12 protein-coding genes are annotated in these 13,032 nt (G+C 72.6%); 7 read left to right on the forward strand and 5 right to left on the reverse strand.

Annotated features, from left to right (window positions below; translation table 11 throughout):
- Nucleotides 1-10: 10 nt before the first annotated feature.
- The 7 genes from AB0H78_RS29345 to AB0H78_RS29375 are packed head-to-tail and all read left to right on the forward strand — an operon-like array spanning nucleotide 11 to nucleotide 7,783.
- Nucleotides 11-1,096: an ADP-ribosylglycohydrolase family protein gene (locus tag AB0H78_RS29345; protein ID WP_363237663.1), complete on the forward strand. Its 1,086-nt coding sequence runs from the start codon at nucleotides 11-13 to the stop codon at nucleotides 1,094-1,096.
- Nucleotides 1,093-2,268 carry an ADP-ribosylglycohydrolase family protein gene (locus AB0H78_RS29350; protein ID WP_363237664.1) on the forward strand — a complete coding sequence of 392 codons (1,176 nt, stop codon included), beginning with the start codon at nucleotides 1,093-1,095 and terminating at the stop codon, nucleotides 2,266-2,268. The genes AB0H78_RS29345 and AB0H78_RS29350 overlap by 4 nt, the downstream gene beginning before the upstream one ends.
- On the forward strand, nucleotides 2,265-3,422 hold the full coding sequence (locus tag AB0H78_RS29355; protein WP_363237665.1) for an ADP-ribosylglycohydrolase family protein: 1,158 nt from the start codon (nucleotides 2,265-2,267) through the stop codon (nucleotides 3,420-3,422). Before AB0H78_RS29350 ends, AB0H78_RS29355 begins: the two co-directional genes overlap by 4 nt.
- On the forward strand, nucleotides 3,419-4,837 hold the full coding sequence (locus tag AB0H78_RS29360) for an ADP-ribosylglycohydrolase family protein (protein ID WP_363237666.1): 1,419 nt from the start codon (nucleotides 3,419-3,421) through the stop codon (nucleotides 4,835-4,837). Before AB0H78_RS29355 ends, AB0H78_RS29360 begins: the two co-directional genes overlap by 4 nt.
- Nucleotides 4,834-5,736 carry a ribokinase gene (rbsK, locus tag AB0H78_RS29365; RefSeq protein ID WP_363237667.1) on the forward strand — a complete coding sequence of 301 codons (903 nt, stop codon included), beginning with the start codon at nucleotides 4,834-4,836 and terminating at the stop codon, nucleotides 5,734-5,736. Before AB0H78_RS29360 ends, rbsK begins: the two co-directional genes overlap by 4 nt.
- Nucleotides 5,736-6,953 carry a CoA transferase gene (locus AB0H78_RS29370; RefSeq protein ID WP_363237668.1) on the forward strand — a complete coding sequence of 406 codons (1,218 nt, stop codon included), beginning with the start codon at nucleotides 5,736-5,738 and terminating at the stop codon, nucleotides 6,951-6,953. The genes rbsK and AB0H78_RS29370 overlap by 1 nt, the downstream gene beginning before the upstream one ends.
- Entirely contained in the window at nucleotides 6,950-7,783 is an 834-nt protein-coding gene (locus tag AB0H78_RS29375; protein WP_363237669.1) for a CoA ester lyase, read from the forward strand. Before AB0H78_RS29370 ends, AB0H78_RS29375 begins: the two co-directional genes overlap by 4 nt.
- Before the next feature lie 67 nt (nucleotides 7,784-7,850).
- On the opposite strand, the gene lgt is transcribed toward AB0H78_RS29375, so the two are convergent.
- The 5 genes from lgt to trpC all read right to left on the reverse strand — a co-directional run bounded on the left by lgt (nucleotide 7,851) and on the right by trpC (nucleotide 12,894).
- Nucleotides 7,851-8,816 (reverse strand): prolipoprotein diacylglyceryl transferase, encoded by a 966-nt coding sequence (lgt, locus tag AB0H78_RS29380; RefSeq protein ID WP_363237670.1) that lies wholly within the window; start codon nucleotides 8,814-8,816, stop codon nucleotides 7,851-7,853.
- 69 nt (nucleotides 8,817-8,885) lie between these two features.
- The gene (locus tag AB0H78_RS29385) at nucleotides 8,886-9,713 is read right to left on the reverse strand and encodes a thioredoxin domain-containing protein (protein ID WP_363237671.1); all 828 of its coding nucleotides are present in this window, start codon (nucleotides 9,711-9,713) and stop codon (nucleotides 8,886-8,888) included.
- Nucleotides 9,714-9,786: 73 nt separating this feature from the next.
- Entirely contained in the window at nucleotides 9,787-10,599 is an 813-nt protein-coding gene (gene trpA / locus AB0H78_RS29390) for a tryptophan synthase subunit alpha (protein ID WP_363237672.1), read from the reverse strand.
- Complete coding sequence (gene trpB / locus AB0H78_RS29395) at nucleotides 10,596-11,840, reverse strand: tryptophan synthase subunit beta (protein ID WP_363237673.1); 1,245 nt, start codon at nucleotides 11,838-11,840, stop codon at nucleotides 10,596-10,598. Before trpB ends, trpA begins: the two co-directional genes overlap by 4 nt.
- A 244-nt stretch (nucleotides 11,841-12,084) precedes the next feature.
- Nucleotides 12,085-12,894, reverse strand: a complete 810-nt coding sequence (trpC, locus tag AB0H78_RS29400; RefSeq protein WP_363237674.1) for an indole-3-glycerol phosphate synthase TrpC — start codon at nucleotides 12,892-12,894, stop codon at nucleotides 12,085-12,087.
- Nucleotides 12,895-13,032: the final 138 nt, after the last annotated feature.

Raw genomic sequence — 13,032 nt, forward strand, 5'->3', positions numbered from 1 at the left:
GATCAGCACCATGAGTGGCAGCCCCGACCCCTCCCCCGCAGAACCCGGGCCGACCGTGACCCTGCTCCGTCCCCAGCAGGGCGACGCCCCTCGCTCGCTGCGGGACCGCGCCTGCGGCGCGCTCCTCGGACTCGCCGTGGGCGATGCCCTGGGCGCGCCCGCGGAGAACATGACGCCGTCTCAGATACGGGAACGCTGGGGGCGCATCGAGGACTTCGTCTCGGCGGAACCGGCGGGGACCGACGACACCGAGTACGCGATCTTCTCGGGGCTGCTCCTCGCGGAGCACGGCTCCCGGCTCACCGTCTCCCACGTCGAGAAGGCCTGGCACACCTGGATCGCCGACATCGACGAAGGCCCGTTCCGCGGCGCCGGGTTCAGTGAGCGCGGCACGCTGGAGAACCTCCGCCGGGGTCTCGCCGCCCCGATCTCCGCCCAGCACCGGCACGCCTGGAGCGACGGACTCGCCATGCGGGCCGCCCCGTTCGGCGTGTACGCCACCGGTCGGCCCGCCGAAGCGGCCAGGCTGGTGGCCATCGACGGAACAGTCAGCCACGAGGGCGAGGGCATCTACGGCGGCCAGGCGGTCGCCGCCGGTGTCGCCGCCGCCATGGTCGGCGACAGCCCGGACGCCGTGGTGCAGGCAGCGCTCTCCGTGGTCCCCGAGGACTCCTGGACCGCGCGTTCGCTGCACCGCGCGGTGAGCGCCGCACGCCGGGCCTCGCAGAGCGCGGACGCGTCGACCGCCTCCGTCGAACACGCGGTGCGCTCGGCCGTGGTGATCGGCGGATACCCGTGGACCGATCTGGCCCCCGAGGCCGTCGGACTGGCATTCGGCGCCTTCGTCGCGGCCCGCGGCGACTTCAGGGCTTCGGTGCTGGCCGCCGTCAACATGGGCCGCGACGCCGACACCACCGCGGCCGTCGCAGGCTCCCTGGCCGGTGCACTCGGCGGCGCTTCGGGGATCCCGGCGCACTGGGCGCAGGCGATCGGTCCCGTACGCGGAAGCTGCCTGCCCTCCATGGCCGGACGCCGGATCCTCGACCTCGCCGACCGCCTCGTACCGCACCACGACCACAGCAAGGCCGCCTCGTGACGACACAGACCACCGACCCCGTCTCCGTCCGGGCCGGCTCCGACCCGCACCGCCGTATCGAAGGGCTGCTGCTCGGGATCGCCGCGGGCGATGCCGCCGGCTGGCCGGCGGGACGCCACCGTGCCGCGCTGCTGCCCGACTGGACGCGCCGGCTCACCCGTGAGCTCGACACCTTCGCCGAGCAGAACGCGACGACCACGCTCCCGGTGCCCATCGCGCTGAACCAGCCGCCCGCCCCGCTGCAGCTCGGCCCCTCCGACGACGCCGAGTGGGCGACGTTCACAGCTCAGGCGATCCTGTCGGCGGCGAGCTCCGGAGACAGTGATCTGCCGCCCCATCAGCGGGTGCGCGCCGCGCTGTCGATGGCCTGGCTCGGCCTCGCCGACGACGTGGCCGCCGCGTCCGCGCAGGCGGACGAGATCGAGTCGGCGCTGATGCCGCTGCGTGCCCGTATCTCGGTGCGCGCCGGTCTGGGCAACCTGGCCGCGGGGATGCGTCCGCCGGCCACCGGTCACGACAACCCGCACCACTTCGACGACGCCGCGTGCGTACGCGCCACCCTGCTCGCCGTGGTCCACCCCGGTGATCCCGCCGCGGCCGCCGACCTCGCCGAGTTCGACGCCCGCTACACCCAGGACGGCGACGGGGTGCACGGTGCCCGCGCCATGGCCGCGGCCGTGGCCGCCGCGCTCGGCGGCGCGTCCGTCGAGACCTGTGTGGAAGAGGCTCTCGCCCAGCTCCCCGAGGGCAGCGAGATCCGCCGCAACGCCCTGCACGCCGTGCGGTTGGCGCGTACGGCGGGCGGCGCGTTCGCGCTCGTGCCCGTCCTGGAGCACGAGATCGTCGACCACGTCTACAGCTACGGGATCGCCGCCGCCGAGACGGTGCCGGTCGCCCTCGCCATGGCGCTCGCCTCGGGCGGCGCCCTGGCCGAGGCCGTCCCCTCCGCCGCCTGCCTGGCCCGCGTCGCCGACTCCGCCCCGGCCCTGGCCGGCGCGCTGACCGGCGCCATAGGCGGCGGCGACGCACTGCCCGCCACCTGGCGCGACAGCTGCCGCACCCTCGTCGGCTGCGCGCTGCCGCAGCTCGCGGGCACCGACCTCGTCGAGGTCGCCGCCCGGCTCACCGCCAACTCCCCCCTGCCCGTATCCCCGGAAGGAACCCGCTCATGACCGCCCCCACCCCGACCCTCGAGGACCGCACCAACGGCGCCCTGATCGGCGCGGCCGTCGGAGACGCACTCGGCGGCCCGGTCGAAGGCTGGACCCCCGAGGCGATCAGCGAGCGGCACGGCGGACGTGTCCAGGGCATCGTGGAGCCGTTCTACAAGGACGAGTGGCGCACGGCGCGGCCGATCGCGCCGTACCACAAGGGCGACGGACACGTCACCGACGACACCCTGATGACGCACGCCCTGATCCGGGTCTACGACAAGGTCCGCGACCACCTGGACGCGTACGCGGTGGCCGACCACCTGGTGCCCGACCTGATGGGCGTACCGCGCTGGATCCCCGAACTGGAGGCCGAGGCGCTGCCGTTGCAGCGCATCTTCCTGGCCGAGAAGTGGATCGTCGCACGGCTGCACTACGGGCACATCGACCCGCGCGAGGCCGGAGTCGGCAACATCGTCAACTGCGGTGCGGCCATGTACATGGCGCCGGTCGGCCTGGTCAACGCGGGTAATCCCGGGGCCGCTTACGCCGAGGCGCTGGACGTCGCCGGTGCGCACCAGTCGAGTTACGGGCGCGAGGCCGCGGCCGTGTTCGCCGCCGCCGTCGCCTCGGCCTGCAAGCCGGGCGCCACGCCCGAGTCGGTCGTCGAGGACGCTCTGGCGCTCGCCAAGGACGGCACGCGTTCCGCGATCGAGGCGGTCTGCGAGGTCGCCGTACGCCATGACGGCTACGAGTCCGCGCTCAAGCCGCTGCGCGAGGCCGTGGCCCCCTTCGACACGGTCGGCCCCGAGTACCGCAAGCCGTCGCTGGGCGCCCGCCGCCCCTCGCGCCTGCACGCGATCGAGGAGCTGCCCGTCGCACTCGGCATGCTGCTGGCCGGTCGCGGCGACTTCCGCGAGAGCGTGCTCGGCTCGGTCAACTACGGCCGCGACTGCGACTCCATCGCGACGATGAGCGCCGCGATCATCGGTGCACTGTACGGCGAGAGCGCGGTCCCCGGCGAGTGGGCGCAGACCGTGGCCACCGCCAGCCGCCTCGACCTGCACGCCCCGGCCGCGGCCCTGTCCGCCGTCACCCGCGAGGTGTTCGCCCGCGACCTGGAGCGCCGCCGCGAGCACGAGGCGCTGTTCGGCGCGATCGCGGGTGCCCGGTGACCGCGCGTGCCCTGCGCCTGACCTGGGTCCAGCCCGAGGACCTGGTCGGACACGAACTGCGCCAGGCCGCCCAGGACTGCCGGCCCGTCGAGGCGGCGACCAGCCGCTGGACGGCGGCGGGCGGCCATCTGGCCCCGGAGCGCGCGGGCGCTTCCGCCGGCCCCACGCCGCCCGGGCTGCGCCGGCTCGCCGAGGAGATCCTGGACGAACTGGCCGCTGTCGCCTCACCGTTGGCGCCGGACGAGCCGACGGACCTGGACGCGATCCGCGCCTCCTGCCCTGCCTGGCCCGCCCCGTCGGGGGCTGTCCCCGGCCGGGACGCGCTGCGCGCCGGCCTCGAGGCATCCTGGCTGGGCCGGGCCGCGGGCTGCGTCCTGGGCAAGCCGGTGGAGAAGCTGACGCTGTCCGGCATCCGGGCGATCGCCCGCTCCACCGGCAACTGGCCGCTCGACACCTGGTTCACCGAGGCCGGTCTCGACCCCGAGGTGGCCGCCGCGCACCCGTGGAACCGGCGTTCGCGCCCGACCTCGCTGGCCGAGAACATCGACGGTGCGCCCGAGGACGACGACCTCAACTACCCGCTGCTCGGGCTGCTGTTGCTCGACCGGTACGGGCACGGCTTCAGCACCGCCGACGTGGCTCAGCTATGGCTGGACGAACTCCCCGCGGGCCGGACCTTCACCGCCGAGCGGGTCGCGTACCGCAATCTGCTCGACGGGATCGAGCCGCCGGACACCGCCTCGTACCGCAATCCCTTCCGTGAGTGGATCGGCGCACAGATCCGTGCCGACATCTTCGGCTGGACGCACCCGGGCGATCCGGCGGCGGCCGCCGAAGCGGCCTGGCGGGACGCGGTGCTGACGCACACGGCGAACGGCGTGTACGGCGAGATGTTCGCGGCGGCGGTGATCGCCGCGGCGGCCACCGGCACCGAGGACGTCCACGCCTGTCTGCGCAGCGGCCTCTCCGTCGTCCCGCCGCGCTCCCGGTTCGCCGCCGCGGTGCGCTTCGGGATCGAGCGGGCCGCGGCCGAACCGCTCGGCACGGCCGCCGGTTTCGAGACGGTCGTGGACGAGCTCCACACCGCGTACGGCGACCACCACTGGGTGCATGTCCTGCCCAACGCGGCCCTGCTGGCCGCGGCCCTCACCCACGCCGGCGGCGACTTCACCGGCTCCATCTGCCGTGCGGTGTCCGGAGGTTGGGACACCGACTCCAACGGCGCGACCGCCGGCAGCATCTCCGGCCTGCTGGCCGGTTCGCCGCAGGCCGTACCCGCACGCTGGACCGCGCCGTTGAAGAACCGGCTGGCCACCACGGTCGGCGGCATGGACGGCATCGGCTTCGACGCGCTCGCGGAGCGCACCCTGGCCCATGTGCAGGACCGCGTACGAGAAGAGGGACGCCCGGCATGACACCCGCACTGACCGTCCTGGGCTCCACCAACATGGACCTGGTCGCGTACGTGGCGGCCGCGCCCCGGCGCGGCGAGACCGTCGCGGGCCGGGAGTTCCGTACGGTGCCCGGCGGCAAGGGCGCCAACCAGGCCGTCGCCGCCGCCCGTGCGGGCGGCGCGGTCACCATGATCGGAGCCGTCGGGGACGACGACTTCGGTCCGCGGCTGCGGGCCGCGCTGGCGGAGTCCGGCGTGGAGACGTCGGGGCTGCGCACCGTCCCGGGTCCCAGCGGGATCGCGCACATCGTGGTGGACGACGACGGCGGCAACGCGATCGTCGTCGTCCCCGGCGCCAACGCCGCTCTCACCGCGCTCACCGGCGGCGACGAGGCCCGCATCGCGGCGTCCGGCGCACTCCTCCTCCAGCTGGAGGTGCCCATGGAGGGCGTCGTCGCAGGGGCCCGTGCGGCTCGCGCCCACGGCGTCAGGACCCTCCTCACTCCCGCCCCCGCGCGCCCCCTGCCGCCCGAACTCCTCGCGCTCACGGACCTGTTGGTGCCCAACGAGCACGAGGCCGAGACCCTGACCGGCCACAGCGACCCGCACCGGGCGGCCGCGGCCCTGTTGGAGCAGGTCCCCGCGGTGGTCATCACGCTCGGCGCCACGGGCAGCCTGTACGCGGCCCGCGGCACCGACCCCTTCGTCGTTCCCGCGCTGCGAGTCGCCGCGGTGGACACGACCGCCGCCGGCGACACGTTCGTCGGCGCGCTGGCCGTGGCCGCCGGTGAGGGCCGCCCGATGCACGAGGCGATGGCCTGGGCGTCGGCCGCCTCGGCGCTGGGCGTGCAGCGCCCCGGCGCGAGCGCCTCCATGCCGACCCGAGCCGAGATCGACGAGCTGTACGCGAGGAACAACTGATGAACAACGCACCGCAGACCGCCCCCGCGCCGGGCCCCCTGGAGGGCCTGCGCGTACTGGACCTGGCGACGCTCTTCGCGGGCCCGCTCGCCGCCACGATGCTCGGCGACTTCGGCGCCGAGGTCATCAAGGTCGAGCACCCGCGCAAGCCCGACCCCTCGCGCGGGCACGGCCCCAGCAAGGACGGCGTGGGCCTCTGGTGGAAACTGCTGGGCCGCAACAAGCGCAACATCACCCTCGATCTGTCCTCGGCGGGCGGGCGCGAGGTGCTGCTGAAGCTGGCCGCCGAGGCCGACGTGATCATCGAGAACTTCCGCCCCGGCACCCTGGAGAAGTGGGACCTGGGCTGGGACCGGCTCTCCGAGGCGAACCCGCGCCTGGTGCTGGCCCGGGTGACGGGCTTCGGCCAGTTCGGTCCGTACTCCCGCCGCCCCGGCTTCGGCACGCTGGCCGAGGCGATGAGCGGCTTCGCGGCGATGACCGGCGAGCCGGAAGGACCGCCGACGCTCCCGCCGTTCGGCCTGGCGGACTCGATCGCGGCGCTCTCCACCGCGTACGCGGTCATGGCCGCGCTCCAGGGCCGGGACAAGACCGGCCGGGGCCAGATCGTCGACATGGCGATCATCGAGCCGATGCTCGCGGTCCTCGGCCCGCAGCCCATCTGGTACGACCAGCTCGGCTATGTCCAGCCGCGCACCGGAAACCGCTCGAACAACAACGCGCCGCGCAACACCTACCGCACCCGCGACGGAAAGTGGGTGGCCGTCTCGACGTCGGCGCAGTCCATCGCGGAGCGCGTCATGCACCTGGTCGGACGGCCGGAGTTCATCGACGAACCGTGGTTCGCGACGGGTGCCCAGCGCGCCCAGCACGCGGACGAGCTCGACGAGGCGGTGGCCTCCTGGATCGCCCGGCACGACCGCGCGGAGGTGGTCGCCGCCTTCGAGAAAGCGGAGGCGGCCATCGCCCCGGTCTACGAGATCGGGGACGTCATGGAGGACGAGCAGTACCGCGCCCTGGGCACGATCACCGAGGTCCCGGACGAGGAGCTGGGCACGATCCGTATGCAGAACGTGCTCTTCCGCCTCTCGGAGACCCCGGGTGCCATCAAGTGGGCGGGCCGCCCGCACGGCGCGGACACCGACGACGTCCTGGCGGACCTGGGCCTGGAGGCCGCGGACATCGCCGCCCTGCGCGCGTCGGGAGCGGTCCGATGAGCGCCGTCCTGACCTGGCTGTACGTACCCGGCGACCGGCCCGAGGTGGTCGCCAAGGCGCTGCACAGCGGCGCGGACGTCGTGCTGGTGGACCTGGAGGACGCGGTCGCCCCTGACCGCAAGGCCTACGCCCTCGACGCCACGGCCGAGCTCCTCTCCTCCGGTGCACCGGGCCCGTCCCCGGTCCATGTCCGGATCAACGCGCTGAACGGGCCCCTGGCCGAGCACGAGGTCCGCACCCTCGCACCCCTCCCGGGCCTGGCGGGGCTGCGGCTGCCCAAGACGGACAGCGCGGACCAGGTGCGCGCGGTGGCCGCCTGGGCGGCACACGCCCCGGCGGAGCTCCCGCTCCACCCGCTGCTGGAGTCCGCGCTGGGCATCGAGTACGCGTACGAGATCGCCACGGCGACCCGGTCGGTACGCGGCCTTGCCCTGGGCGAGGCGGACCTGCGCGCCGACCTGGGGATCGCGGACGAGACCGGCCTGGCGTGGCCGCGCGGCCGCGTCGTGGTGGCGGCCCGCGCGGCGGGCCTGGCCCCGCCGGCCCAGTCGGTGTTTCCGAACGTGCGCGACCTGGAGGGCCTGGCCGCGAGCTGCGCCCGGGGCAGGGCGCTCGGTTTCCTGGGCAGGACCGCGATCCACCCGCGCCAACTGCCCGTGATCGAGCGGGCATTCCTGCCGACGGAGCAGGACATGGAGGCGGCGGAGGAGATCGTGAAGGCGGCCGCCACCGACAGCGGCGCACTCGCGCTGCCCGACGGCCGGTTCGTGGACGCGGCCGTGGTCGAGGGCGCGCGGCGCACGCTCGCACTGGCGTCACGGCCCCGCTGACACACGCACCGATACGCGGAGGGCCCCGGACCAGTACTGGTCCGGGGCCCTCTCTGCACAGATACGGTCAGCTCTTCTTGGCGGCCGCTTCTTCGTCGGCGGGCTCGGCCTCGGCTTCGGCCTCTTCCGGCTTGTCCCCGGTCTCGGCCTTCTTGTCCAGGTCGACGGAGTCGGAGGCGTCCCCGTCCTCCGCGGACTCAGCGGACTCGGCGGCCTCGGCCGCATCCGGCTCCACGATCTCCTCGCGCCCCGGCCGGAGCTTCGACGAGATGACGAAGTACGTCACCGCGAGCACGAACATGACGATCGCGGTCCAGACGTTGAGCCGCACACCCAGGATGTGGTGCGCGTCGTCGATCCGCATGTACTCGATCCAGCCGCGCCCGACGCAGTACGTCGCGACGTACAGCGCGAAGACCCGCCCGTGCCCGAGCCGGAACCGCCGGTCTGCCCAGACGATCAGCGCGGCGACGCCGAGGCACCAGAGCGACTCGTACAGGAACGTCGGGTGGTACGTCCCGGCGACCCGGTCGGTGCCCTCACTGATCTTCAGCGCCCACGGCAGGTCGGTCGGCTTGCCGTACAGCTCCTGGTTGAACCAGTTGCCCCAGCGGCCGATGGCCTGCGCGATGACCAGGCCGGGGGCCATGGCATCGGCCCAGGCCGGCAGCGGGATGCCGCGGCGGCGGCAGCCGATCCAGGCGCCGACCGCGCCGAGCGCGACCGCCCCCCAGATACCCAGGCCGCCCTGCCAGATCTTGAAGGCGCCGACCCAGTCCTTGCCGTCGCTGAAGTACAGCTCGTAGTCGGTGATGACGTGGTAGAGCCGCCCGCCCACCAGGCCGAAGGGCACCGCCCAGACGGCGATGTCGGCCACGGTGCCGGCTTTGCCGCCCCGGGCGATCCAGCGCTTGTTGCCGTACCAGACGGCAACGAAGACACCGATGATGATGCAGAACGCGTAGCCGCGCAGCGGGATCGGTCCAAGATGGACCACGCTGGTCGACGGGCTCGGGATATAAGCAAGATTCATGGCAGAGCCGACGCTACCTTGCCGGGTGGGAGAGCGGACTACCCACCCGGCAACGGCTGGGTAACGAGGTCAGCCCGTGGTGCCAGGGCTCGGCGTGAGCGTTCCGGCCTTCTTGCCCTTGTTCGCCTCCGCCACCCACTTCTTCAGGTTGGCCGGGGTGATGGCCTCGTCGCCCTTCTTCGGGAAGACCGCGTCCCCGTTGAGCAGCACGGTCGGCGTCCCGCTGTAACCGCTGTTCTGGAAGGCCGTGTTGGACTTCTTCACCCAGCTGTCGTGCGTCCCGCCGTTCACACAGGACTGGAAGGACGGGGTGTCGAGCCCGTCCACCTTCCCCGCGAGCTCGATCAGATAGCTGTTCTTGGCGAAGGCGTCATTGGTCTCCTCGGGCTGGTTCTCGTAGAGCACGTCGTGGTACGCGGGGAACTTCCCTGCGCCCTGTGCGCAGGCCGCCGCGTTGGCGGCGCGCAGCGATCCGCTGCCTTGCATGTTGCTGTCGATGAGGGTGGCGAGGTGGTACTCGACCTTCATCTGGCCCGAGCTCTCCAGCTCGTGGATGGTGTCTCGGAAGGTCTTCTCGAACGCGCCGCAGGCCGGGCAGCGGAAGTCCTCCCACACGGTGAGCGTGGACGGTGCGTCGCTCGCGCCCACCGGGATCGCGAGATCGTCCTTGCCGTTCGCCCCCTTGGGCGCGACGACCGGGCCGCTCGCCGTGGAGCTGTCGTCGCCGCCGGAGTTGGACACCACCACCCCGATCACGGCGGCGATCGCGAGCACCGCGACCACCGCGCCCCCGACGATCAGTGCACGCTTGCGCTTCTCGGCCGCCTTCTGCTTCTCGCGGTCGATCTTGAGCTGCTCTCGGGCAGCCCGCTTGCCATCTCGGTTCTTCTCGCTCACACCCGCAGCAACGAACCGGGGAGGCACGAGCGTGCCTCCCCGGTCCGATTTCCACCCGTACGGGCTACACGCGTCAGCCGCGTCGTACGCCCTGTGCGAGCTCTCCGGCCAGTTCTCGTACGGCTTCCAGACCCGCGGCGTCATCCGCCGCGTCCAGCATCTGCTTGACGAAGGCCGTACCGACGATGACTCCGTCGGCGAAGGCGGCGACCTCCTTGGCCTGGGCGGCGTTGGAGACGCCGAGGCCGACGCAGACCGGCAGTTCGGTCGTGGCGCGGGTCCGCTCGACCAGGCCCTGGGCCTGCTCGCCCACCGAGGCGCGGGTGCCGGTGACGCCCATCAGCGAGGCGGCGTACACGAATCCGGAGCCCGCCGCGGTGATCTCGGCGAGGCGTGCGTCCTTGCTGCTGGGCGCGACGACGAAGACGGTCGCGAGCCCGTGCTTGGCCGCGTGCTCCCTCCACAGGCCCGCCTCCTGGACGGGCAGGTCGGGCAGGATGCACCCGGCGCCGCCCGCCTCGGCGAGCTCGGCGGTGAAGCGCTCGACGCCGTAGCGGTCGATCGGATTCCAGTACGTCATCACGAGAATCGGCGCGCCGGTGGCCTCGTACGCCTCACGAACGGTGCGCATCACGTCGGCGATCTTCACGCCGCCCTTGAGCGCGATGTCGTCGGCGGTCTGGATGACCGGTCCGTCGAGCACCGGGTCGCTGTGCGGCAGCCCGACCTCGACGACGTCGGCGCCGCCAGCGAGGACGGCCTTGATCGCGGCGATCCCGCCGTCGACGGTGGGGAATCCGGCCGGGAGGTACGCGATGAGCGCGGCCCGGTCCTCGGACTTCGCCTTGGCGAGGACCTGCCCCAACAGCTCTACGTTGCCGCTCACTTGTCCCCCTCCGAAGCGCCGTCGTACAGCCCGAAGTAACGGGCCGCGGTGTCCATGTCCTTGTCGCCTCGACCGGACAGGTTGATGACCATCAGCCCGTCCTTCCCCAGCTCCTTGCCGAGGTCCAGGGCGCCGGCGAGCGCGTGCGCGGACTCGATGGCCGGGATGATGCCCTCGGTCTGCGAGAGCAGCCGCAGCGCCTGCATGGCCTGGTCGTCGGTGACCGCGCGGTACTCGCCGCGGCCGATGTCCTTCAGATACGAGTGCTCCGGTCCGATGCCCGGGTAGTCGAGCCCCGCCGAGATCGAGTAGGGCTCGGTGATCTGGCCCTCCTCGTCCTGCAGCACGTACGAGCGCGAGCCGTGCAGGATGCCGGGCTCGCCCGCGGACAGGGTGGCCGCGTGCTCGCCGGTCTCGATGCCGTGCCCGGCGGGCTCGAAGCCCACGAGCCGCACATCGGCGTCCGGGATGAAGGCGTGGAAGAGGCCGATGGCATTGGAGCCACCTCCCACACATGCGGCGACGGCGTCGGGCAGCCGTCCGGCGCGCTCCAGGATCTGGCGGCGCGCCTCGACTCCGATGACGCGGTGGAAGTCGCGGACCATGGCGGGGAAGGGGTGCGGGCCCGCGACGGTGCCGAAGAGGTAGTGGGTGCGGTCCACGTTGGCGACCCAGTCGCGGAACGCCTCGTTGATGGCGTCCTTCAGGGTCCGGGATCCGGACTTCACGGCGATGACCTCGGCGCCGAGCATCCGCATCCGGGCGACGTTGAGCGCCTGGCGCTCGGTGTCGATCTCGCCCATGTAGATGGTGCATTCGAGCCCGAAGAGCGCGCAGGCGGTCGCGGTGGCGACGCCGTGCTGTCCGGCTCCGGTCTCGGCGATGACGCGGGTCTTGCCCATGCGCTTGGTGAGCAGGGCCTGCCCGAGCACGTTGTTGATCTTGTGCGAACCGGTGTGGTTGAGGTCCTCGCGCTTGAGGAACACCCGTCCGCCACCGGCGTGTTCGGCGAACCGCGGCACTTCGGTCAGGGCGCTGGGCCGGCCGGTGTAGTTGACCATCAGGTCGTTGAGCTCGGCCACGAAGGCGGGGTCGGCCTTGGCCTTGTCGTACTCGACGGCGACCTCGTCCACCGCGGCGACGAGCGCCTCGGGGATGAACTTGCCGCCGAAGTCACCGAAGTAGCCTTCGGCGCTGGGCACTTGGCCCGCAGGGTCGGGAATGAAGAAGCTTTCGGACATGCGCGTGCTCCTAGCGGGGCGAACCCCGGATCAGAACTGTCAGGTGGCCACGGGTTGCTGACAAAGTACGGCCGGAGGCCGTGCCAAGGTCAGCGCGCGCAGCGCCATCGCATTCCGTTGATCTGACCCGGCTCCGAGCCGATGTGGTAGCGCACACGCCGCCCGAGCACCCGCCGTGCGGGCGCACGGCAGCCACGGGGCTTGCAGCCCCGGGCAAGTCGGGCGTGGACGGACATGGTGGTGGTCAGCCCCGTCCGTGGCGCAGCGCCGGGTGGGCGCCTGCGGCGACCAGGTCGGCGACGGCGGCACGCGGGTCGCGGCCGGTGACCAGGGACTCGCCGACCAGGACGGCGTCCGCGCCGGCATTGGCGTACGCGATCAGGTCGTGCGGCCCGCGGACGCCGGACTCGGCGACCTTGACGATGTGGTTGGGGATCTCGGGCGCGACGCGCTCGAAGACGCCCCGGTCGACCTTGAGGTCCTTGAGGTTGCGTGCGTTGACGCCGATGATGCGGGCCCCTGCGTCGACGGCCCGCTCGGCCTCGTCCTCGTCGTGCACCTCGACGATCGGGGTGAGTCCGATGGAGTGCGCGCGCTCGATCAGCGAGACCAGCGCCTCCTGCTCCAGGGCGGCGACGATCAGCAGCGCGAGGTCGGCGCCGTAGGCCCGTGCCTCCCACAGCTGGTACGCGGTGACGATGAAGTCCTTGCGCAGGATGGGCGTGTCGACCTTGGCCCGTACGGTCTCCAGGTCGGCCAGGGATCCGCCGAAGCGGCGCTCCTCGGTCAGTACGGAGATGACGGCCGCGCCACCCGCCTCGTAGTCGGCGGCGAGAGCGGCGGGGTCGGCGATCGCGGCCAGCGCACCCTTGGAGGGGCTGGAGCGCTTGACCTCGCAGATGACCTTCACGCTGTCGCCGCGCAGGGCGGCGACTCCGTCCCGGGCCTGGGGCGCCTTCGCGGCGCGCTCCTTGAGCTCGTCGAGGCTGACGCGCGCCTGCCGCTCCGCGAGGTCGGCGCGTACGCCTTCGATGATCTCGTCGAGCACACTCACGCGAGCGGCCCCCTTCCGGGACGGTGTGGACGGGTGTCCAGTGGTTGTCTTCGGGTCTTCTTCAGCCATGACGTTCAGCCATCCTGATGGTATCCGCAGATGGGCGAAGGGCCCGCATCCGGTTGACGCCTGTCCCAC

Origin of the sequence: Streptomyces sp. NPDC050738, assembly GCF_040654175.1 — a bacterium.
Lineage (GTDB): Bacteria > Actinomycetota > Actinomycetes > Streptomycetales > Streptomycetaceae > Streptomyces.